15 protein-coding genes and 1 pseudogene are annotated in these 22,028 nt (G+C 71.0%); 9 read left to right on the top strand and 7 right to left on the bottom strand.

The features are described 5' to 3' along the window. The first annotated feature begins 21 nt into the window (after positions 1-21). The 4 genes from ACIRB7_RS33690 (at position 22) to ACIRB7_RS33675 (ending at position 4,687) form a co-directional block, all read left to right on the top strand. Positions 22-1,803: an LpqB family beta-propeller domain-containing protein gene (locus ACIRB7_RS33690; RefSeq protein ID WP_403606710.1), complete on the top strand. Its 1,782-nt coding sequence runs from the start codon at positions 22-24 to the stop codon at positions 1,801-1,803. A 136-nt stretch (positions 1,804-1,939) separates the two neighbouring features. Further along, a complete protein-coding gene (locus ACIRB7_RS33685; protein ID WP_403606689.1) occupies positions 1,940-2,749 on the top strand; it encodes a ComF family protein in 810 nt (269 codons plus the stop codon). A gap of 294 nt (positions 2,750-3,043) precedes the next feature. Beyond that, positions 3,044-3,724, top strand: coding sequence for a ribosome hibernation-promoting factor, HPF/YfiA family (hpf, locus tag ACIRB7_RS33680; RefSeq protein ID WP_403606686.1), 681 nt, complete (start codon positions 3,044-3,046; stop codon positions 3,722-3,724). A 210-nt stretch (positions 3,725-3,934) separates the two neighbouring features. Continuing rightward, positions 3,935-4,687 (top strand): response regulator transcription factor, encoded by a 753-nt coding sequence (locus ACIRB7_RS33675; RefSeq protein WP_351219136.1) that lies wholly within the window; start codon positions 3,935-3,937, stop codon positions 4,685-4,687. 72 nt (positions 4,688-4,759) lie between these two features. Here the strand turns inward: ACIRB7_RS33675 and ACIRB7_RS33670 are convergent, their stop codons facing one another. Together ACIRB7_RS33670 and ACIRB7_RS33665 are read right to left on the bottom strand one after the other, a co-directional pair. Beyond that, complete coding sequence (locus ACIRB7_RS33670) at positions 4,760-5,935, bottom strand: winged helix-turn-helix domain-containing protein (protein WP_403606682.1); 1,176 nt, start codon at positions 5,933-5,935, stop codon at positions 4,760-4,762. A gap of 52 nt (positions 5,936-5,987) precedes the next feature. Further along, complete coding sequence (locus ACIRB7_RS33665; protein ID WP_403606679.1) at positions 5,988-6,575, bottom strand: GNAT family N-acetyltransferase; 588 nt, start codon at positions 6,573-6,575, stop codon at positions 5,988-5,990. A gap of 239 nt (positions 6,576-6,814) precedes the next feature. Between ACIRB7_RS33665 and secA the strand changes: the two genes are divergently transcribed. Beyond that, positions 6,815-9,625 carry a preprotein translocase subunit SecA gene (gene secA / locus ACIRB7_RS33660; RefSeq protein ID WP_403606676.1) on the top strand — a complete coding sequence of 937 codons (2,811 nt, stop codon included), beginning with the start codon at positions 6,815-6,817 and terminating at the stop codon, positions 9,623-9,625. A gap of 131 nt (positions 9,626-9,756) precedes the next feature. On the opposite strand, the gene ACIRB7_RS33655 is transcribed toward secA, so the two are convergent. Next, the gene (locus ACIRB7_RS33655) at positions 9,757-10,347 is read right to left on the bottom strand and encodes an Rv3235 family protein (RefSeq protein WP_403606672.1); all 591 of its coding nucleotides are present in this window, start codon (positions 10,345-10,347) and stop codon (positions 9,757-9,759) included. A gap of 276 nt (positions 10,348-10,623) precedes the next feature. Here ACIRB7_RS33655 and ACIRB7_RS33650 point away from each other — a divergent pair, with 276 nt between their 5' ends. Both ACIRB7_RS33650 and ACIRB7_RS33645 read left to right on the top strand, forming a co-directional pair. Then, a complete protein-coding gene (locus ACIRB7_RS33650; RefSeq protein ID WP_403606669.1) occupies positions 10,624-11,130 on the top strand; it encodes a DUF6912 family protein in 507 nt (168 codons plus the stop codon). A 68-nt stretch (positions 11,131-11,198) separates the two neighbouring features. Beyond that, on the top strand, positions 11,199-11,870 hold the full coding sequence (locus ACIRB7_RS33645; RefSeq protein ID WP_403606666.1) for an HAD family hydrolase: 672 nt from the start codon (positions 11,199-11,201) through the stop codon (positions 11,868-11,870). A 52-nt stretch (positions 11,871-11,922) separates the two neighbouring features. On the opposite strand, the gene ACIRB7_RS33640 is transcribed toward ACIRB7_RS33645, so the two are convergent. After that, entirely contained in the window at positions 11,923-12,477 is a 555-nt protein-coding gene (locus ACIRB7_RS33640; protein WP_073808038.1) for a DJ-1/PfpI family protein, read from the bottom strand. Positions 12,478-12,908: 431 nt separating this feature from the next. On the opposite strand from ACIRB7_RS33640, the gene ACIRB7_RS33635 reads away from it, so the two are divergent. Further along, entirely contained in the window at positions 12,909-17,879 is a 4,971-nt protein-coding gene (locus ACIRB7_RS33635; RefSeq protein WP_403606661.1) for an NAD-glutamate dehydrogenase, read from the top strand. Between the two features lie 70 nt (positions 17,880-17,949). On the opposite strand, the gene ACIRB7_RS33630 is transcribed toward ACIRB7_RS33635, so the two are convergent. From ACIRB7_RS33630 to ACIRB7_RS33620, 3 genes are read right to left on the bottom strand one after another with little or no spacing between them, the layout of a single operon-like run. After that, positions 17,950-19,386: a glycosyltransferase 87 family protein gene (locus ACIRB7_RS33630; RefSeq protein WP_403606658.1), complete on the bottom strand. Its 1,437-nt coding sequence runs from the start codon at positions 19,384-19,386 to the stop codon at positions 17,950-17,952. Between the two features lie 26 nt (positions 19,387-19,412). Next, positions 19,413-20,213, bottom strand: a complete 801-nt coding sequence (locus ACIRB7_RS33625; protein WP_403606655.1) for an ABC transporter ATP-binding protein — start codon at positions 20,211-20,213, stop codon at positions 19,413-19,415. Next, complete coding sequence (locus tag ACIRB7_RS33620; protein ID WP_403606652.1) at positions 20,206-21,159, bottom strand: ABC transporter permease; 954 nt, start codon at positions 21,157-21,159, stop codon at positions 20,206-20,208. Before ACIRB7_RS33620 ends, ACIRB7_RS33625 begins: the two co-directional genes overlap by 8 nt. 141 nt (positions 21,160-21,300) lie before the next feature. Between ACIRB7_RS33620 and ACIRB7_RS33615 the strand changes: the two are divergent. After that, positions 21,301-21,885: pseudogene (locus tag ACIRB7_RS33615) on the top strand (TetR/AcrR family transcriptional regulator); the annotation flags it as partial. Between the last annotated feature and the right edge of the window lie 143 nt (positions 21,886-22,028).

The following is a 22,028-nucleotide window of genomic DNA, read 5'->3' as shown; positions in this document are numbered from 1 at the left end:
CTGGTGACCGGTTGCGCGACGATGCCCGACAGCGGCGAGGTCCAGCCCGTCAAGGGCGCCAACCAGGGCGACTCGCAGGTCCGGGTCTACGCCGTCGCACCTCGGGAGAACGCGGACCCGGACGAGATCGTCGACGGCTTCCTCGAAGCCATGACCAGTGACGACCCCGGCTTCGCCACCGCCCGCAAGTACCTGACCAAGCAGGCCGCGCGGAGCTGGAAGCCGGAGGAGAGCATCACCGTGCTCACCACCGCGCCCGCCCGCGACCCGGCCGACCGCAACGCCGACCCCGACAACCAGGGCCGCGCCTACCCTCTCTCCGGCCGCAAGATCGCGACCGTGGACGCCCGTCACGCGTACCAGCCGAACAGCCCCGCCGCGTACCTGCAGTCGATCCATGTCGTGCAGCAGCCCGCCGCCGACGGCAAGGGCAAGGAGTGGCGCATCGACAGCCTGCCGCCCGGTCTGGTGCTCGGCGAGGCCGACTTCCTGCGCAACTACCGGTCGGTGAACAAGTACTACTTCGCCTCCGGGGAGGACTGGGTCGTCGCCGACCCCGTCTACATCCGGCAGCGCCAGGACCCCGTCACCCGGATGGATCCGGTGACGCAGACGGTCAAGGCGCTCCTCGAAGGCCCCACGAACTGGCTGAAGCCGGCCGTGGACTCCCGCTTCCCGTCGGGTACGGAGCTGCAGAAGGGCGTCACCACGCTGACGACCGACGACCAGTCCACGCTGAAGGTGCCGCTCAACGCCAAGGCGGACCGGGTCGGCGGCGAGGCGTGCCGGCGGATGGCCGCCCAGCTGCTGTTCACCCTGGGCGACCTGACCTCCGTACGTGTGGAGCAGGTGGAGCTCCAGGGCGCGAAGGGCCAGTCGCTGTGCCGCCTCGGCAAGGGGCAGAAGACCGAGTTCGCCGCCGTCCGGAACACGGATCGGCAGGAGAACCCGTACTTCGTCGACGACCACCACAAGCTGAAGATGCTGGTCGTCGGGGACAAGCAGGCGAACGCGTCCGTCGAGGTGCCCGGCCAGCTCGGCAAGGGCACGACGCCGCTCCGCTCGATCGCCGTCGACCGGGGCGAGACCCGCGCCGCCGGGGTCGGGGAGAACGGCCGGGAACTCTTCGTCTCCTCCATCACCACGGAACAGGAGACCCTGCCCGCGGTCCTGACCAGCAAGGCCGTCAAACCCGCCGACGGGCTGTCCGCGCCCAGCTGGGACGGCCGGGGCGACCTGTGGGTCGCCGACCGCGACCCCGCCGCGCCCCAGCTGTGGATGGTGCCCGACGGCAGCGGTGAACCCGTCAAGGTACGGACGCCGTGGCTGGGGGACGACGCGAGGATCGAGTCGCTGCGGGTCTCCGCGGACGGGGTCCGGATCGCGCTGGTCGTCACCCGCGGCGAGCGCACGACTTTGCAGATCGGCCGGATTCAGCGGCAGACGACGGGCGAGGAGCCGGTCGTCTCGGTGCTCGACCTCCAGCCCGCGGCGCCCCGGATGGAGTCGGTGACGGCCGTCTCCTGGGCCGGGCCGAGCCGGCTCGTCGTCGTCGGCAGGGAGGCGGGTGGCGTCCAGCAGATCCGTTACCTCCAGACGGACGGCTCGACCTCGGCGACCTCGGTGCTCCCCGGTCTGAACGGGGTGACCTCGGTGGCCGCGCCGCACGGCGACTCCGTGCCGCACGACGACTCCGCGCCGGTGGTCGCCGACTCCGGGGACGACGGCATCGTCCGGCTCGCGCCGGGCACGAACTGGCAGCCGATGGTCAAGGACGGCGCCTCGCCCGTCTATCCGGGGTAGCGGGGAGCCCCTGGGGGCCCGACCTGACGTACTCCGGGGTGCCATGAGGTTCCTCGGACGACCGGCCGGAAGGTGGGGTTCCGGGGGGTTTTCCACAGGGGTGGCCCGCGGGCTCCGAAAGGCGCACAGTGGAGCCATGCGGGGGTGGTGGCGCGAGATCGCCGGGCTGGTGCTGCCGGTCGCCTGCGGAGGCTGCGGCAGACCGCGTACCGAGCTGTGCGCCTCCTGCGCGGCCGTGCTGACCGGGGCGGACGCGGGGCCGCGCCGGGTGCGGCCGTCGCCCGAGCCCGCCGGACTGCCCGTGGTCCATGCCGTGGCCCCGTACGCCGACGCCGTGCGGGAGCTGCTGCTCGCCCACAAGGAGCGTGGGGCGCTCACCCTGGCCCGGCCCCTGGGCGGCGCGCTTGCCCTCGCCGTGCAGGCCGCTGCCGGGGGCGGCGAGGGCTCTTCGGCGGCTCCGCTGCTCCTCGTACCGGTGCCGTCCTCCCGGCGCTCCGTACGGGCGCGTGGCCACGATCCGACACGGCGGATCGCGCTGGCGGCGGCGGCCCGGCTGCGATCCCTGGGAGGGCGCGCGCGGGTCCTTCCCGTGCTGCGGCAGCGGCGGTACGTGGCGGACCAGGCGGGTCTCGGGGCGCGCGGGCGGCTCGCGAACCTCACCGGCGCGCTGGAGGTCGTGCCGGGCGGCGGACGGCTGCTCGGGGCGGGAAGGGTGGTGCTCGTCGACGACCTGATGACCACGGGCGCCTCGCTCGCGGAGGCGGCGCGCGCCCTCGGAGCCGTACACCGTCCGTTCATTCCTGAATTACCGCACGGTTTACCGGGCGGTTCGGCGCAGCGCGGATTCGAACAGCGGGTGGCGGCTGTGATCGCATCCTCTCCCGCATCGTTCGAATTAAACCGGAACTCGTCGGGAACTTGGATCGTTGCAGGTGGTGAGAGGTGAAAGCACCCGTACGGAGGTATGTCGCGGTAGCGGGTGCCGACACCCGTCAGGAGGGGCTATGTTCGGTTGTGAGGAATGGTGGAAGCCATCGCCTCGACGAATACTGGTTGCGCCTACAGGACAGGAGTTCAGGGCGAATCAACCTCTTGTCGATGGGGTGGGGATCATGTCGGCTGGGGAGGAGGAGGTGAAAGTCGCCAAGTCCGAGCTCCGGTAATCCACCGGAGTCTGGTGCAAAAGGAGAAGCCCGGCGGCCGAGGAGCCGATCAGGGCGATCCGGGAACGGAGTTCTGCGTGGACATCGTCGTCAAGGGCCGCAAGACCGAGGTGCCCGAGCGGTTCCGCAAGCACGTGGCCGAGAAGCTGAAGCTGGAGAAGATCCAGAAGCTCGACGGCAAGGTGATCAGCCTCGACGTCGAGGTGTCCAAGGAACACAACCCGCGGCAGGCCGACAGGTCCGACCGCGTGGAGATCACCCTCCACTCCCGAGGCCCGGTGATCCGGGCGGAAGCTGCGGCAGGCGACCCGTACGCAGCGCTCGACCTCGCGAGCGACAAGCTCGAGGCGCGACTGCGTAAGCAGCACGACAAGCGGTACACCCGCCGTGGAAACGGCAGGCTTTCGGCGGCGGAGGTCGGGGACGTGGTGCCCGGCGCCGCCCAGCTCAACGGAGACGGCCAGCTCGTCACCGACGAGTCCGACAAGGTGCCCACCACGATGATGGGCTCGATCGAAGTCCAGGGCGAGGGCCCGCTGGTGGTCCGCGAGAAGACCCACCGGGCCGCACCGATGACGCTCGACCAGGCGCTCTACGAGATGGAGCTGGTCGGGCACGACTTCTATCTCTTCGTCGACTCCGACACGAAGCAGCCGAGCGTCGTCTACCGGCGACACGCGTACGACTACGGCGTCATCCATCTGGAGAGCGACCCGCTCGCCGAAGGACGCGGCGCCGGCGGTGCGCTCGGCGGCTGACAGCCTGCCGCGGCACCACACATTCCTCAGTTGCCCCACACGGTGCCCCTGGAGCGCTCTTCGCGCCCCCAGGGGCACCCCCGCGCGTCCATGGAACACGCCGTCGCCGCCCGGGCATGAAATCATGGCGTGCACGCCAACCGGTGCTCTCCGAGCACCGGTTGGAGGACCGCAAACGAATTCAGGCCACGGCCTTCAGGGGGAGGAACGATGGCGGACAGCTTCGGGCCGGTGCTCAGCGGGCGCGAGCACGGAAATGCGGTCCCGGAGGGATCGGATTCGGACAGCGACGCATGCCGCAAGGAGCCCATCCGGGTCCTGGTCGTGGACGACCACGCCCTCTTCCGTCGCGGACTGGAGATCGTCCTCGCGCAGGAGGAGGACATCCAGGTCGTCGGAGAGGCCGGTGACGGGGCCGAGGCGGTCGACAAGGCCGCCGATCTGCTGCCGGACATCGTCCTGATGGACGTACGGATGCCCCGGCGCGGCGGCATCGAGGCGTGCACCTCCATCAAGGAGGTGGCCCCCAGCGCGAAGATCATCATGCTGACGATCAGCGACGAGGAGGCCGACCTCTACGAGGCGATCAAGGCCGGCGCCACCGGCTACCTCCTCAAGGAGATCTCCACCGACGAGGTCGCGACGGCCATCCGCGCGGTCGCGGACGGGCAGTCGCAGATCAGCCCCTCGATGGCGTCGAAGCTGCTCACCGAGTTCAAGTCGATGATCCAGCGCACCGACGAACGCCGGCTCGTGCCCGCCCCCCGGCTGACCGACCGCGAGCTCGAGGTCCTCAAGCTCGTCGCGACCGGGATGAACAACCGGGACATCGCCAAGGAGCTGTTCATCTCCGAGAACACCGTGAAGAACCACGTTCGGAACATCCTGGAGAAGCTGCAGCTGCACTCCCGGATGGAGGCCGTGGTCTACGCGATGCGGGAGAAGATCCTCGAGATCCGCTGAGGCCCGTCGGCGGTGCGGCCCCTTGCCGGGGGTCCGGGGGTCGTCCCCCGGGAGATGCCGTCTCGAGATCCGCTAGGTGCCGGACGCCAGTCGGATCAGCTCCGGTGCCAGTTCGGGGTGGTTCATCCGGTCCGGTACCACCGACACCGCGTCGCAGCCGACCCACTCGGCCGCCTCGCGCAGCGCCGTCGCCACCGCGGGCACGGCCTTCGGGCCGTCGAGGGTCACCTGCCGGGCGACGAGCGTCCTGCCCTCGCGGGCGGGGTCCACGCGGCCGACCAGACGGCCCCCGGCGAGGACCGGCATCGCGAAGTAGCCGTGGACCCGCTTCTGCTTCGGCACGTACGCCTCGAGGCGGTGGGTGAAGCCGAAGATCCGCTCCGTGCGGGGCCGCTCCCAGATCAGCGAGTCGAACGGCGAGAGCAGCGTCGTACGGTGCCGGCCGCGCGGCTCCGAGGCCAGCGCCGCCGGGTCGGCCCAGGCGGGCTTTCCCCAGCCCGCGACCGTGACCGGCACCAGACCCGCCGCCTCGACCACGGCGTCGAACTGCTCGCCCTTGATCCGGTGGTAGTCGGCGATGTCCGCGCGCGTGCCCACGCCGAGGGCCTCCCCGGCCTGCCGCACCAGCCGCCGCACGCACTCGGTGTCGTCCAGCTCGTCGTGGAGCAGCGCCTGCGGGATCGCCCGCTCGGCCAGGTCGTACACCCGCTTCCAGCCGCGCCGCTCGACCACGACCACCTCGCCGAACATCAGTGCGCGCTCGACCGCGATCTTGGAGTCGGACCAGTCCCACCACTCGCCCTTGTTCTTGGCGCCGCCCAGCTCGGTCGCCGTCTGCGGGCCCTCGGCCCGCAGTTGGTCGATCACCTTGTCGTACGCCCCCGCCGACAGTTCGTGGTGCCACTGCGGGCGGTCGCGGTAGGCGCGGCGGCGGAAGGCGAAGTGCGGCCACTCCTCCACGGGCAGGATGCAGGCCGCGTGGGACCAGTACTCGAAGGCGTGCGCGTCGGACCAGTAGGCGTCCTCGACCGTCGTGCGGCCGACGGCGCCCAGCCGCGCGTACGGAATGAGCTCGTGCGAGCGGGCCAGGACGGAGATGGTGTCGAGCTGGACCTGGCCGAGGCCGCGCAGCACCCCGCGCACCCCGGCGCGTCGGTCGGGCGCGCCCAGGAAACCCTGGGCGCGCAGCGCGATCCGGCGTGCTTCGTCGGCGGACAGTTCGGCGGCGGGGCGCGGCACAGTCGTCATGGACCGCACCCTAGGCCCCGGCACTGACAGCCGGGCCGGGGAGGGCTGTACGTCACGTCTGGGCGGGCAGGTCGCCGGTCGCGAGGTACGGCAGGGGGCTCGGGAGGCCGAAATCGGAGGGGAGCAGGGCACCGACCCAGGCGTCCGTGAGCGTGCCCTTGTTGGTGAGGGCGGCGCGCTGGGCGCCCTCCATCACGAAGCCGACGCGCTCGGCCACCGCGCGCGAGCCGACGTTGCCGACCTCGGCGCGCCACACCAGGCGGGTGCAGCCGAGCGCGGTGAAGGCCCAGTGGGCCAGGGCCCGGACGGTCTCCGTCATATAGCCGCTGCCCCGGTGCTCCTTGGCCAGCCAGTAGCCGACCTCCCAGACGCCCATGCCACGGCTGCTGAGGGTGGCGGCGGCGAGCAGCGGGCCGCCGGCCAGCGGTTCCACGGCGAAGGAGTACTCGGTGTCGTCGCGCCAGCCGTCGGGCACGAGCCGGTTCAGGAAGAACTCGGCGTCCTGCCGGGTGTAGGGGTCGGGGACGACGGTCCAGCGCCGGATGTCCGGGTCCTGACAGATCGCGTACACCGCGTCGGCGTCCTCGGGAACCCAGTTCCGCAGGCGCAGTCGGTCGGTGGTGAGGGTGATCGGCTCCATGCCTGGATTGTGGTGAGCGGCCGCACGGGAAGCGAACACTTTTCGGGTGGGGCGGCACCTTCCGCCCACCTCGTGCGTTCTCTTTCCGGGCGGACGTACGGCTCCGGCACTGTGGGCCTCCCTTCGCGAGGGCGGTCTCGCTTACGATGGCCGTTGCGGTGGGGACCACCTGCCGTGCCCGCGCTCGCGTCCATGACAAGACCCAGTGCCAGGCCCGACCGGCAAGGAGACCAGCCTCAGTGTCCGTCTTCAACAAGCTCATGCGTGCAGGCGAAGGAAAGATCCTGCGCAAACTGCACCGCATCGCGGACCAGGTCAACTCCATCGAAGAGGACTTCGTCAACCTCTCCGACGCCGAGTTGCGGGCGCTCACCGATGAGTACAAGCAGCGGTACGCCGACGGTGAGAGCCTCGACGACCTGATGCCCGAGGCCTTCGCGACGGTGCGCGAGGCCGCCAAGCGTGTCCTCGGTCAGCGCCACTACGACGTCCAGCTGATGGGTGGCGCCGCGCTCCACCTCGGCTATGTCGCCGAGATGAAGACCGGTGAGGGCAAGACCCTCGTCGGCACCCTCCCGGCGTACCTCAACGCGCTCTCCGGCAAGGGCGTCCACCTGATCACGGTGAACGACTACCTGGCCGAGCGTGACTCCGAGCTCATGGGCCGGGTGCACCGTTTCCTCGGCCTGACCATCGGCTGCATCCTCGCCAACATGACGCCGGCCCAGCGCCGTGAGCAGTACGCCTGCGACATCACGTACGGCACGAACAACGAGTTCGGCTTCGACTACCTGCGCGACAACATGGCGTGGTCCAAGGACGAGCTCGTCCAGCGCGGCCACAACTTCGCCTGTGTCGACGAGGTCGACTCCATCCTCGTCGACGAGGCCCGTACGCCGCTGATCATCTCCGGCCCGGCCGACCAGGCGACGAAGTGGTACGGCGACTTCGCCAAGCTCGTCACCCGCCTCTCCAAGGGCGAGCCCGGCAACCAGCTCAAGGGCATCGAGGAGACCGGCGACTACGAGGTCGACGAGAAGAAGCGGACCGTCGCCATCCATGAGGCCGGTGTCGCCAAGGTCGAGGACTGGCTCGGCATCGACAACCTGTACGAGTCGGTGAACACCCCGCTCGTGGGCTACTTGAACAACGCCATCAAGGCGAAGGAACTGTTCAAGAAGGACAAGGACTACGTCGTCATGGACGGCGAAGTCATGATCGTCGACGAGCACACCGGCCGTATCCTCGCCGGCCGCCGCTACAACGAGGGCATGCACCAGGCGATCGAGGCGAAGGAAGGAGTGGCGATCAAGGACGAGAACCAGACCCTCGCCACGATCACCCTGCAGAACTTCTTCCTCCTGTACGACAAGCTCTCCGGCATGACCGGTACGGCCATGACCGAGGCCGCCGAGTTCCACCAGATCTACAAGCTGGGCGTCGTCCCGATCCCCACGAACAGGCCGATGATCCGCAAGGACCAGTCGGACCTGATCTACCGGACCGAGGTCGCCAAGTTCGCCGCCGTCGTCGACGACATCGCGGAGAAGCACGAGAAGGGTCAGCCGATCCTCGTCGGCACGACCTCCGTCGAGAAGTCCGAGTACCTCTCGCAGCAGCTCTCCAAGCGCGGCGTCCAGCACGAGGTCCTCAACGCCAAGCACCACGACCGCGAGGCCAGCATCGTCGCCCAGGCCGGCCGCCGCGGCGCCGTCACCGTCGCCACGAACATGGCCGGTCGCGGTACGGACATCAAGCTCGGCGGCAACCCGGACGACCTCGCCGAGGCCGAGCTGCGCCAGGCCGGTCTCGACCCGGTCGAGCACGTCGAGGAGTGGGCCGCGGCCCTCCCCGCCGCCCTGGAGCGCGCCGCGAAGGCCGTGAAGGCGGAGTTCGAGGAGGTCAAGGACCTCGGTGGGCTGTACGTGCTCGGCACCGAGCGCCACGAGTCCCGCCGTATCGACAACCAGCTGCGCGGTCGTTCCGGCCGTCAGGGCGACCCCGGCGAGTCCCGCTTCTACCTCTCGCTCGGCGACGACCTGATGCGTCTGTTCAAGGCGCAGATGGTCGAGCGCGTGATGGCCATGGCCAATGTGCCGGACGACGTGCCGATCGAGAACAAGATGGTCACCCGTGCCATCGCCTCCGCGCAGTCGCAGGTCGAGACCCAGAACTTCGAGACGCGTAAGAACGTCCTGAAGTACGACGACGTCCTCAACCGGCAGCGGCAGGTCATCTACGGCGAGCGCCGTCGCGTCCTGGAGGGCGAGGACCTGCAGGAGCAGATCCAGCACTTCATGGACGACACGATCGACGACTACATCCGCCAGGAGACCGCGGAGGGCTTCGCGGAGGAGTGGGACCTCGACCGTCTGTGGAACGCCTTCAAGCAGCTCTACCCGGTGAAGGTCACCGTGGAGGAGCTGGAGGACGCGGCCGGGGACCGGGCGGGCATCACCGCCGAGTTCATCGCCGAGTCCATCAAGGGCGACATCCACGAGCAGTACGACGCGCGGGAGAAGCAGCTCGGCTCGGAGATCATGCGTGAGCTGGAGCGGCGCGTGGTCCTGTCCGTCCTGGACCGCAAGTGGCGCGAGCACCTCTACGAGATGGACTACCTCCAGGAGGGCATCGGCCTGCGCGCCATGGCGCAGAAGGACCCGCTGGTCGAGTACCAGCGCGAGGGCTTCGACATGTTCACCGCCATGATGGAGGGCATCAAGGAGGAGTCCGTCGGCTACCTGTTCAACCTGGAGGTCCAGGTCGAGCAGCAGGTCGAGGAGGTCCCGGTGCAGGCGAGCGCTCCCTCGCTCTCCAAGGAGGACGCCGTTCCGGCCCCCGCCGGGCGTCCGGAGATCCGTGCCAAGGGCCTCGAGGCCCCGCAGCGGCCGGACCGGCTGCACTTCTCCGCGCCGACCGTGGACGGCGACGGCGGTGTCGTCGAGGGCGACTTCGCCTCCGACGACGCGGACGCCGGTGACGGGATGACGCGGGCGGAGCGGCGCAAGGCGCAGAAGAACGCGGGCGGCGGGCGTCGCCGGAAGAAGTGAGGCGGTACCGCCGAGGGCGCTGACGAGGCGTCGCTGAGGCGGTGAGTTCGGTGCGTGGGGGTCGGTCGCCCGGTGGGCGGCCGGCCCCTTCGTCATGCGTGGCGCGTCGGCGCGGGGGTCGTGCCGAGGCGTCATGCCTGGCGGGTCGGCACGGGGGTCGTGCCGAGGCCGTCCAGCTCTACCGCCGCGCAGCGCCAGCGATGGTCGGCGCCGCGCTCCAGGCGGAACGCCATCGCGCGTACGCGGGGCCCGGTGGCGACCGTCGCGAAGGCCTCCATCGCCGCTCGGTCGGCGTTCACCTGGGCCGAGCAGCGGCGCAGGACGGGGCGGGGACCGAGGGAGCGCAGGGGCGTCCCTGGGGCGATCCGGACCAGCTGCTCGTATCCCTCGCCGACGGTGTGGCCGAGCATCCAGTGCACCGGGCGCTCCCCGCTGAGTACGGCGAGCAGGCGCTCGGCGAAGAGGGTGTGCGGGGGGAGCGCTCGGGGCGGGGGCGTGCGGGGGTGGGTGCCGGCGGGGCGGGTGGCCGCCGGGTGGTCGCCTGGCGGGTGGGTGCTTGCCGGGTGGCTGCCCGCCTGGCCGCGGGGGCGGGTGCCGGCCGGGCCGCCTGGGGCTGAGCGGGGGCGCGGGGTGTGCGGGGGGCTCGGCCGGGTCGGGGTGGCGGCGTTGGCGGTGGGGTGCGGGGGCTTCGGTGGGGCGGTGGTGGTGAGCGTGGTGTGCATGGCGGTCCCCTGTCGTTGCGTGACCGGTCGGTACCAGTCAGTAACTTCCGTTGGGGATCTTGTACGGGCGGGCCCGGAGCCCCCGCAAGGAGTCCGGCGCGGCGCGGCGGGCCGGAACGCGAATCACCTATCCGGGTGATCCGGAGGAAAATCAGCTCTCCGGGACCCGGGAGAAGGCCCTTCCGCGGTGGACGCGGGCCTGCCGTGGCCGGCCACCCCGAAGGGGGACTCCGCACGTATCCTGAGGGCCTCTCCGTCGACGAAAAGTGGCCAGCCATGCGTGTGTACGTCCCCCTGACGCTCCCCGGTCTCGCACAGGCGCACAAGGCGGGCGAACTGGGTCCCGGCCCGCTGACGGCCTACGCCGTCACCCCCGCCCTCCGTGAGTGGTACGTCTCCGACGACATCGAGGAGCTGGAGTACGCGGCGCTCAACCGGGCCGCGTCCGCCTCCCTGCGCCTCCTGGCCGGAGACCCCGGCGCGCCCCGGCGCCGGATCGTCGTCGCCGTCGACGTGGCCGACAAGGACGCGGTCATGGACCCCGACCGGGGGCTCGACGCCGGTTCCGTCGGAGAGGTCCGGATCGCCGGAGCCGTGCCGTTCGCCAAGGCGGCCGCGGTGCACGCCGACGCGGACGACGCGGAGGCGGACGTGACGGCCGCCGCCGCTGCGCTGGGGGCGGCGGACCAGGGAGACGACGACGCGCAGTTCACCGTGGACGGGGCCGAGGACCACGAGCTGCTGTGGTTCGGGGTGCAGGAGATTCCGGGGCTGCTGGGCTGATCAGCCGCCGTCGCCGTTCCCGCCGCCGCCCAGTCTTCGCTGTCGGTGCCGCCGGGTACCGTCTTTCCATGGGGAAGCACGACGGCTTGCGCGGCAAGCATCTGGTCTGGGACTGGAACGGGACACTGCTCGACGACACCAGCGCGGTCATCGGGGCGACGAACGCGGCCTTCGCCGAGCTCGGGCTCGAACCGATCACGCTGGAGCGGTACCGCGAGCTGTACACGGTGCCGGTGCCCAAGTTCTACGAGCGGCTCATGGGGCGGCTGCCCACCGACGCCGAGTGGACCGTCATGGACGGGGTCTTCCACCGGCACTACTGGCTGCGCGCCGAGAACTGCGGGCTGACCACCGGGGCCGCGGAGCTGCTCGCGGCGCGGCAGGCGTCCGGGTTCACGCAGTCGCTGCTGTCCCTCGCGCCGCACACGGATCTCGTCCCGCTGGTCCGGCGACATGGGATCGCCGAGCGGTTCCTGCGGATGGACGGGCGGCCCGACACCTCGACGGACGGGAAGTCCGGGCACATGGTGCGGCACCTGGCCGCGCTCCAGGGGGTCCCGGCGGACCGGGTCGTCGTCATCGGCGACGCGGCGGACGACGCGGTGGCGGCGGCGCACGTGGGGGCGCGGGCGGTGCTGTACACCGGGGGGTCGCACAGTCGGGCGTCGCTGGAGCGGGTGGGGGTGCCGGTGGTGGACTCGCTGGAGGAGGCGGTGGCTGTCGCGGAGGAGCTGATCTAGGCGCCGGGAGCGTGCGGGGCGCCACAGGCGGCGCCCGCAGCCCCTTGTGGCGTCAACCCTTCGCGCGGAGGACCTTCAGGAATTCGCGCATCCAGGTGGGGTGGTCCGGCCAGGCCCGGGAGGAGACCAGGAGGCCGTCCACGACCGCCGCGCTGTCCTGGAAGGTCGCCCCCGCCGCCTGCATGTCGAGTTCGAGCGCCGGGTACGCCGTGACCCGGCGGCCCTCGAGGCCGCCGACCGCCGCCGTCAGGAGCGGGCCGTGGCAGATCTGGGCCACCGGCTTGTCCGCGTCGAAGAAGGCCTTGAGCACCTTGCGGAGTTCCGGGTCGTTGCGCAGGTACTCCGGCGCCCGGCCGCCCGGGATCACCACCGCCACGTACGCGCCCGGGTCGACCTCCGAGAAGGCCAGGTCGGCGGGCCAGGTGTAGCCGGGCTTCTCGGTGTACGTGTCGAAGCCGGGCTCGAAGTCGTGGACGACGAACCGGAGCTGCTTGCGGGCCGGGGCCGCGATGTCGACCTCGTATCCCTCCTCGAGCAGCCGCTGGTAGGGGTACATCACCTCCAGCGACTCCGCCGCGTCCCCGGTCACGATCAGGATCTTCGCCATGGCTCTCCCAGATCACAGATGGTCGGTCTGCCGTGCTGCGCCCGTGCTCGGGTACACGCTGCCCGTGGCGGGGCACTTTGCCAAGAGGACATGTGTCGCTGTCCATAACGTCAAACTTCCACCCCCTCTTTTGTACACATACGGACCATGACGGTGTGGGGGGCGAGGACGATAGGCTTTTCCCGTGATCAGCGCGATACGCCGAGGGGGCAATGCAGCCCCCGGCTGCCGCCCGGCCCGCTTCAGGGGCCGGGCCGACCGTGCGTTCGCCGATCCTCTCCGTCCGGGCGTGCCGCGCTCTGTGGCCGATAACGACCCGGGCATCTCTCATCCGGGCATAACGTCGTCTTCGACCGGTATCACCGCGTCGTGGCGTTGTGCCCTTTCTTCCACCGACGTCACGCAACGGCGCGCGACAGGAGTCAGAGGACATGCAGACCAAGCTGGACGAAGCCAAGGCCGAGCTGCTCGAAAGGGCCGCGCGGGTAGCTGAGCACAGCCCGGTCGGGGGGCGACTTCCGACGGGCCCGGAGGGTGCTGGGGAGCGCCCCGACCGGGACGCCGTACTCGAGTACCTCCAGCGCTACTACCTCCACACGGCGCCGGAGGATCTCGGTGACCGCGACCCGGTCGACGTGTTCGGTGCCGCGCTCTCCCACTACCGGCTCGCGGAGAACCGTCCACAGGGCACCGCGAACGTGCACGTCCACACTCCGACGGTCGAGGCGAACGGCTGGACAAGCAGCCACTCCGTCGTCGAGGTCGTCACCGACGACATGCCCTTCCTCGTCGACTCGGTCACCAACGAGCTGTCACGCCAGGGCCGCGGCATCCATGTCGTGATCCACCCACAGGTCCTCGTCCGCCGTGATGTCGCAGGCAAGCTGATCGAGGTCCTCTCGGCCCAGATCCACGGCGAGCTGCCGCACGACGCGCTCACCGAGTCCTGGATCCACGTCGAGATCGACCGTGAGACCGACCGCGCCGACCTCAAGCAGATCACCGCCGATCTGCTGCGCGTCCTGTCCGACGTCCGCGAGACGGTCGAGGACTGGGACAAGATGCGCGAGGCCGCCCTGCGGATCGCCGACGGCCTGCCGGGCGAGCCCACAGCGACCGACCTGCGCCCGACCGAGGTGGAGGAGGCCCGCGAGCTGCTGCGCTGGCTCGCCGACGACCACTTCACCTTCCTCGGCTACCGCGAGTACGCGCTGGTCGACGGTGACGCCCTGTCCGCCGTCCCCGGTACGGGCCTCGGCATCCTGCGCTCCGACCCGCACCACTCGGGCGACGACGAGGGCCACCACGCCCACCCCGTCTCGCCGTCCTTCAGCCGGCTGCCCGCGGACGCCCGCGCGAAGGCGCGTGAACACAAGCTGCTGATCCTGACGAAGGCCAACAGCCGGTCGACCGTGCACCGCCCCTCGTACCTCGACTACGTCGGTGTGAAGAAGTTCGACGCCGACGGCAACGTCATCGGTGAGCGCCGCTTCCTCGGCCTGTTCTCCTCGGCCGCCTACACCGAGTCCGTCCGCCGCGTCCCCGTCGTCAAGCGGAAGGTCCAGGAGGTCCTGGAGGGCGCCGGCTTCTCGCCGAACAGCCACGACGGCCGCGACCTGCTCCAGATCCTGGAGACGTACCCCCGCGACGAGCTGTTCCAGACCCCGGTCGACCAGCTCCAGTCCATCGTCACCAGCGTCCTGTACCTCCAGGAGCGGCGTCGGCTCCGGCTCTACCTGCGCCAGGACGAGTACGGCCGCTACTACTCGGCCCTCGTCTACCTGCCGCGCGACCGCTACACGACCCGCGTCCGGCTGCGGATCATCGACATCCTGAAGGAGGAGCTCGGCGGCACCAGCGTCGACTTCACCGCCTGGAACACCGAGTCGATCCTGTCCCGGCTGCACTTCGTCGTCCGCGTCAAGCCCGGCACCGAGCTGGCGAAGCTCACCGACGCCGACGTCGACCGCATCGAGGCCCGGCTCGTCGAGGCCGCCCGCTCCTGGGCCGACGGCTTCGCCGAGGCGCTGAACGCCGAGTTCGGCGAGGAGCGCGCCGCCGAGCTGCTCCGCCGCTACGGCAACGCCTTCCCCGAGGGCTACAAGGCCGACCACTCGCCGCGCTCGGCCGTCGCCGACCTCGTCCACATGGAGGCCCTCGCCCGCACCAGCGGCAAGGACTTCGCGCTCTCCCTGTACGAGCCGGTCGTCGCGGGCCCCGGCGAGCGCCGCTTCAAGATCTACAAGACGGGCGACCCGATCTCGCTCTCCGCCGTCCTGCCGGTCCTCAACCGGCTCGGCGTCGAAGTCACCGACGAACGTCCGTACGAGCTGCGCTGCGCCGACCGTACGCACGCCTGGATCTACGACTTCGGCCTGCGCCTTCCCGTCTCCACCGGCAACGGCGCCGACTCCTTCGGCGACGACGCCCGCGAGCGTTTCCAGGAGGCCTTCGCCGCCACCTGGAACGGCGAGGCCGAGAACGACAACTTCAACTCGCTCGTCCTCTCCGCCGGGCTCACCTGGCGCGAGGCGATGGTGCTGCGCGCGTACGCCAAGTACCTGCGCCAGGCCGGTGCGATGTTCAGCCAGGACTACATGGAGGACACCCTCCGCGACAACGTCCACACCACCCGGCTGCTCGTCTCCCTCTTCGAGGCCCGGATGTCCCCGGAGCGCCAGCGCGCCGGCACCGAGCTGACCGACGGCATCCTGGAGGAGCTGGAAGGCGCCCTCGACCAGGTCGCGAGCCTGGACGAGGACCGGATCCTGCGCTCCTTCCTCACCGTCATCAAGGCCACGCTGCGGACGAACTTCTTCCAGATGACGCAGGACGGCAAGCGCCACTCCTACGTGTCGATGAAGTTCGACCCGCAGGCCATCCCCGACCTCCCGGCGCCCCGCCCGGCCTTCGAGATCTGGGTGTACTCCCCGCGCGTCGAGGGCGTCCACCTGCGCTTCGGCAAGGTCGCCCGAGGCGGTCTGCGCTGGTCCGACCGCCGTGAGGACTTCCGTACGGAGATCCTCGGCCTGGTCAAGGCGCAGATGGTGAAGAACACCGTCATCGTGCCGGTCGGCGCCAAGGGCGGCTTCGTCGCCAAGCAGCTCCCGGACCCGTCCGTGGACCGTGACGCCTGGCTGGCCGAGGGCATCGCCTCGTACAAGACGTTCATCTCGGCGCTGCTCGACATCACCGACAACCTGGTGGCGGGCGAGGTCGTGCCGCCGGTCGACGTCGTCCGCCACGACGAGGACGACACGTACCTCGTGGTCGCCGCAGACAAGGGCACCGCGACCTTCTCCGACATCGCCAACGGGGTCGCGGAGTCGTACGGCTTCTGGCTCGGTGACGCCTTCGCCTCCGGCGGCTCCGCCGGCTACGACCACAAGGGCATGGGCATCACCGCCCGCGGCGCCTGGGAGTCCGTCAAGCGCCACTTCCGCGAGCTGGGCCACGACACCCAGACCGAGGACTTCACCGTCGTCGGCGTCGGTGACATGTCCGGCGACGTCTTCGGCAACGGCATGCTGCTCTCCGAGCACATCCGCCTGGTCGCCGCCTTCGACCACCGGCACATCTTCATCGACCCGAACCCGGACGCGGCCGTCTCCTACGCCGAGCGCCGCCGCCTCTTCGACCTGCCCCGCTCGTCCTGGGCCGACTACGACCTGTCGCTGCTCTCCGCCGGCGGTGGCATCCACCCCCGCAGCGCCAAGTCGATCCCGGTCAACGCACACGTCAGGGCCGCCCTCGGCATCGAGGACGGCGTCACCAAGATGACCCCGGCCGAGCTGATGAAGGCGGTGCTCCACGCACCCGTCGACCTGCTGTGGAACGGCGGCATCGGTACGTACGTCAAGTCGACCGTCGAGACCAACGCCGACGTCGGCGACAAGGCCAACGACGCCATCCGCGTCGACGGCCAGGACGTCCGCGCCAAGGTCATCGGCGAGGGCGGCAACCTCGGCGCGACCCAGCTGGGCCGCATCGAGTTCGCCCGCGTCGGCGGCCCCGAGGGCCACGGCGGCAAGGTCAACACCGACGCCATCGACAACAGCGCCGGCGTCGACACCTCCGACCACGAGGTCAACATCAAGATCCTGCTCAACGGGCTCGTCGCCGAGGGCGACATGACCGTCAAGCAGCGCAACAAGATCCTCGCGGAGATGACCGACGAGGTCGGCACGCTCGTCCTGCGCAACAACTACGCGCAGAACACGGCCCTGGCCAACGCCGTCGCCCAGTCGCCCTCGCTCCTCCACGCCCACCAGCGGTACATGCGCCGCCTGGGCCGCGACGGAGCCCTCGACCGGTCCCTGGAGTTCCTGCCCAACGACCGTCAGATCCGCGAGCTGCTCAACAACGGCAGGGGCCTCAGCCAGCCTGAGCTCGCCGTCCTCCTCGCGTACACCAAGATCACGGTGGCCGACGAGCTCATCGCCACGGGGCTGCCCGACGACCCGTACCTGCGCGGGCTGCTCCACGCGTACTTCCCGACGCTGCTGCGCGAGAAGTTCCCCGAGGCCGTCGACAACCACGCACTGCGCCGCGAGATCGTCACCACGATCCTCGTCAACGACGTCGTCAACACCGGCGGCTCGACCTTCCTGCACCGCCTCCGCGAGGAGACCGGCGCGTCGATCGAGGAGATCGTCCGGGCGCAGACCGCCGCCCGCGTCGTCTTCCGCCTCAGCCAGGTCTGGGACGCCGTCGAGGCACTCGACAACCGGGTGCCGGCCGAGGTCCAGACCCGGATGCGGCTGCACTCGCGCCGGCTCGTCGAGCGCGGCACGCGCTGGCTGCTCAACAACCGGCCGCAGCCGCTCCAGCTCACCGAGACCATCGAGTTCTTCGCCGAGCGCGTCGACGAGGTCTGGGAGCAGCTGCCGTCGCTGCTGCGCGGTGCCGACCTGGAGTGGTACCAGTCGATCCTGGACGAGCTGACCGCGTTCGGCGTGCCGGAGGAGCTCGCGCTGCGGGTCGCCGGCTTCTCCTCCGCGTTCCCGATCCTCGACGTCGTCGCGATCGCGGACCGCACGGGCAAGGAGCCGCTCGCGGTGGCCGAGGTCTACTACGACCTGGCCGACCGGCTGCGGATCACCGACCTGATGGACCGGATCATCGAGCTGCCGCGCAGCGACCGGTGGCAGTCGATGGCCCGCGCCTCGATCCGTGAGGACCTGTTCGCGGCGCACTCGGCGCTGACGGCGGACGTCCTGGCGGCGGGGAGCGACACGGCGAGCCCGGAGGAGCGGTTCAAGGCCTGGGAGGAGAAGAACGCGGCGATCCTGGGCCGCGCGCGGACGACCCTGGAGGAGATCCAGGGGTCGGACACCTTCGACCTGGCGAACCTGTCGGTGGCGATGCGGACGATGCGGACGCTGCTTCGTACGCACAGCTAGGGGTGTGAGAGGGAAGGGCCCCGCCGGTGTTCCGGCGGGGCCCTTCCGTCGTTCCGGTTCCGTCGTTCCGTCATTCCGTGTCGGTGGTGACCGTCGACGTCCACAGGCGGCGGGCGGCCAGCAGGGCCGCCGCGAGCAGCAGGCCGTTGCGGAGCACCATCACGCTCAGCCCCTGGTTCGTGCCCGCGACGACCTCGTCGTAGAGGACGGGGTACGCGAGTGAGCTCAGCGCGGCCGCCGGGAGCAGCAGCACCGCCACCGGGCGCATCACGGTGGCCCGGGACGTCAGACAGACGGCGGCGAGTCCGAGCAGCCAGATCATGTACTGGGGGCTGATCACCCGGCTGGTGGCGGTGAAGAGCAGGACGGCGGTCAAGGCCGCGTCGAGCGGGGTGGCGGGGGTCCAGCGGCCTGCCCGTAGGCGCCACAGGAGCAGCCAGCCGAAGGCGATGACGGTGAGCAGCAGGGAGAGGTGGCCGAGGGTGGAGACGTACGGACCGACGTACTCGAAGGCCCCGTAACGGAACTCGACCCTGCCGGGCCAGGCGCCGGTGGCCCCGGCGAGTGCGAGGACCGTGCCGCCGAGGGACTCGATCTGGATGCCGCGGCCGCCCTGCTGGCGCAGGAAGCCGAGGGGTCCGGAGAAGAAGAGCGCGAGGGTGGCGAGGAGGGCGAGGGCGGCGACGGCCGCGGCGGTCCACGCCTCGCGGGTGGTACGGCCCCGGGGGGCGCCGATGAGGGTGAGCAGCGGCCAGACCTTGACCATCGCGCCGACGCCGGCGAGTGCTCCGCCGAGCCGGTGGGAGGCGGTCGAGCGGGCGCCGATGGCGAGCAGGGCGAGTACGGCGAGGGCGGTGGTCTGCACGTCGTACCGGGCGAGGGGCAGGTGCAGGAGGAGCGGCAGGCCGCAGACCCAGACCCAGGCGCCGTGGGTGAGGCGGGCGCTGTCGGCGCGGGCGAGGGCGAGGGCGACGACCGCGTCGGCGAGGAGGCTGAGGGCGACGAACGCCTGGAAGTACGTCAGCCAGGGCACGAGGCCCGGCGACATGATCACGAGCCCCGCGCCGGGCGGGTACTGCCAGGTGACGTCGCCGGCCGGGAAGGTGCCCTGCGCGAACTGCGCGTACCAGTGCTGGTAGAGGTCCACCTCGCGGCCGACTCCGCCGATGCCGAGGGTGTCGCGGACGAGCAGCAGGACCATGCCGACGCGGGTGAGCAGCCAGACGGATGCGAGGGCGAGGTAGGGGCCGTTGCCGACGGTGACGAAGGTGGCGGAGGTGAAGGTGTCCGATTCGAAGGGGGACCCGGTGAGGGAGGGGGGCTCGGTGCCGGTGCGGGGTGGGAGGTCGGTGACGGTTCCGATGCCGGGTGGAGGCTCGGTGCCGGGCTGAGGCGGGGGTTCGGTTGCGCTCCCGGGCTCGGGTCTCGTCCCGGGCGTCGGCTCGGTTCCCGTTCCCGGTGGCTCGGTTCCCGATCCGGGTGGCGACTGAGGGTGATCGTTCGTCATCCCTCCGTACTGTAGTCCTCTATGTCTTATTTGCCCCTTTCCTTCACCCCTGTATGGGTGAACTCCTCGTACGCCGCCACCACCTCGTCCGCGGGGCCGTCCATCCGCAGCGTGCCCGCCTCCAGCCACAGCGCCCGCTCGCAGGTCTCCGTGATGGTGGAGTTCGAGTGGCTGACCAGGAAGACCGTCCCCGCCTCCGCCCGCAGCTCGTCGATCCGCCGTTGGCTGCGGCGGCGGAAGCGCGCGTCGCCGGTCGACAGGGCCTCGTCGATGAGCAGGACGTCATGGCTCTTCGCGGCGGCGATGGAGAAGCGCAGCCGGGCCCCCATCCCGGAGGAGTACGTCCGCATCGGGCGGGAGATGGCGTCGTCCTTCTCGTTGACGCCGGAGAAGTCCACGATGCCGTCGTAGCGCTCCCGGACCTCCGTGCGGCTCATGCCCATCGCGAGACCGCCCAGGATCACGTTCCGCTCGCCCGTCAGATCGTTCATCAGAGCCGCGTTGACGCCGAGGAGCGAGGGCTGCCCATGGGTGTAGATCCGGCCCCGCTCGACGGGCTGGAGGCCCGCGACCGCCTTCAGGAGGGTGGATTTCCCTGATCCGTTCGAACCGATCAGGCCAATCGCCTCGCCCCGGTACGCGACGAAGCTGACCCCCTTCACGGCGTGGACGCGCCGGGCGGCCGGGGCCGGGCCGCCGCCCCGGCGCAGGATCCGGGCGAGGGCGGCCGTCGCGGCGCCCCGGCCACCGGAATGCCCGCCGTGGACGGTGTACGTGATGTGGACGCCGTCGGCCACGACGGTCGGGGTCCTCTGTGTGTCAGCCACGGCCGTACGTCTCCTCCGCCTTCCAGAACCAGATGAAGCCGCCCGCGAAGGCCACGACGGCCCAGCCGGCGGCGAGCGCCCAGACGTGCGGCGGCAGCTGCGCCGCGGTGTAGCTGTCGATGAGGGCGAAGCGCATGAGGTCGATGTAGACCGCCGCCGGGTTGCACTGGAGGGCCAGCACCACACCGTCCGGGAAGCGGCCGCCGCTCGCCAGGTTCTGGATCGACCACATGGCGCCCGAGGCGTACATCCAGGTGCGGAGCACGAACGGCATCAGCTGTGCGATGTCCGGGGTGCGGGCCGCGATCCGGGCCAGGGCGAGCGCGAGGCCCGTGTTGAACAGCGCCTGGCAGAGGAGCGCGGGGACCGCGAGCAGCCAGCTCCAGGTGGGGAACTCGCCGAAGCAGAACAGGATCGCGGCGAGCGCGACCAGCGAGAGGAGGAGCTGCTGGAGCCGCTGGAGCGCGAGCGACACCGGCAGGGCGGCGCGCGGGAAGTGGAGGGCGCGGACCAGGCCCAGGTTGCCGCTGATCGCCCGGCTGCCGGCCATGAGCGAGTCGGAGGTGAACGTCCACACGAAGACGCCGGTGAGGAGGAAGGGGACGTAGTCCGGGACGCCGTGCTCGGCGTTCATCAGGACGCCGAAGATCACGTAGTAGACGGCCGCGTTGAGGAGCGGGGTCGTCACCTGCCAGACCTGGCCGAGGCGCGCCTGGCTGTACTGGGCGGTCAGACGGGCGGTCGCGAACGCGGTGATGAAGGCGCGGTGGGACCAGAGCTGTCGGACGTAGGCGGGGAGCGAGGGCCGGGCGCCGCTCACGGTGAGGCCGTGGCGCAGGGCGAGGGTGCGCAGGTCCGCCGGGGGAGCCGGCCGGGCCGGTGGTGGGACGGGGGGCTCGGGTGTGGCGTACGGGGTGGGATGGGGAGCAAGGGTCTCGGTGGTCACGGGTGGGCGCTTTCGACGAAGGGTGCGGGCATCGTCGGCGATGGAACGGGTCCGTATCGTCGCTACGTGGACAGTAGGGCGGTGCGCGTCGGAACGCAACCGTATCGTCGTGACGCCGTCGGGCCGTCGCCGTTGGCTAGGATGCCGTTCATGACCGATCCGACCCCCCGCCGCGCCCCCGCCGGAGCCGCCGTACTCCGCGAGGACGTGACCGAGGCCATCCGCGCCGCCGTCTTCGAGGAGCTCGCGGCCGTCGGCTTCGCCCGTATGTCCATCGAGGGCATCGCGCGCCGCGCGGGCGTCGGCAAGACGGCCGTCTACCGGCGCTGGAAGTCCAAGCTCTCCCTCGTCCTCGACCTCGTCGGCGCCTTCGCGGCCCAGGGCATGCCGGCCCCCGCCACCGGCTCCCTCCGCGGCGACGTGCGCGCGCTCCTCGAAGTGGCCTCGGGCGCCCTGCGCCACCCCGTCGCCTCGCAGGTCATCCCCGACCTGCTCGTCGAGGCCGCCCGGCACCCCGAGATCGCCGATGCCGTCACCGCCGCGCTCCTCGACGGCCAGCAGGGCGTCATGACCCGGATCGTCCGCGAGGCCGTCGCGCGCGGCGAACTCCCGGAGGGCACCGACCCGGGCCGCGCCCTCGACCTGGTCGTCGGGCCGCTCTACTGGCGGCTCGCCGTGGTCCGTACCCCGCTGCCCCCGGGGTACGTGGACGATCTCGCGCGGTCGGGGGGGGGGGGGGGGGGGGGGGGGGGGGGGGGCCCCCCCCCCCCCCCCCCGCCGCCTCACCGAGCTCTTCACCTCCGGCATGACGGACGAGGAGCGGCAGCGGATCGGCCGTCTCCCCGACGGCCACACCGGGCTGCTCGGCG

Source organism: Streptomyces sp. NPDC093795, assembly GCF_044764665.1.
Lineage (GTDB): Bacteria > Actinomycetota > Actinomycetes > Streptomycetales > Streptomycetaceae > Streptomyces.
Note: the sequence above shows the minus strand (reverse complement) of the source record. Positions and strands in the feature narration are given on the sequence as shown.

Coding starts and splice junctions, on each gene's coding strand:
- ACIRB7_RS33645 (WP_403606666.1), top strand. CDS start 11,199: ATGGGGAAGCACGACGGCTTGCGCGGCAAGCATCTGGTCTGGGACTGG.
- ACIRB7_RS33690 (WP_403606710.1), top strand. CDS start 22: ATGCCCGACAGCGGCGAGGTCCAGCCCGTCAAGGGCGCCAACCAGGGC.
- ACIRB7_RS33675 (WP_351219136.1), top strand. CDS start 3,935: ATGGCGGACAGCTTCGGGCCGGTGCTCAGCGGGCGCGAGCACGGAAAT.
- ACIRB7_RS33650 (WP_403606669.1), top strand. CDS start 10,624: ATGCGTGTGTACGTCCCCCTGACGCTCCCCGGTCTCGCACAGGCGCAC.
- ACIRB7_RS33640 (WP_073808038.1), bottom strand. CDS start 12,477: ATGGCGAAGATCCTGATCGTGACCGGGGACGCGGCGGAGTCGCTGGAG.
- ACIRB7_RS33670 (WP_403606682.1), bottom strand. CDS start 5,935: ATGACGACTGTGCCGCGCCCCGCCGCCGAACTGTCCGCCGACGAAGCA.
- ACIRB7_RS33630 (WP_403606658.1), bottom strand. CDS start 19,386: ATGACGAACGATCACCCTCAGTCGCCACCCGGATCGGGAACCGAGCCA.
- ACIRB7_RS33635 (WP_403606661.1), top strand. CDS start 12,909: ATGCAGACCAAGCTGGACGAAGCCAAGGCCGAGCTGCTCGAAAGGGCC.
- ACIRB7_RS33655 (WP_403606672.1), bottom strand. CDS start 10,347: ATGCACACCACGCTCACCACCACCGCCCCACCGAAGCCCCCGCACCCC.
- ACIRB7_RS33685 (WP_403606689.1), top strand. CDS start 1,940: ATGCGGGGGTGGTGGCGCGAGATCGCCGGGCTGGTGCTGCCGGTCGCC.
- ACIRB7_RS33665 (WP_403606679.1), bottom strand. CDS start 6,575: ATGGAGCCGATCACCCTCACCACCGACCGACTGCGCCTGCGGAACTGG.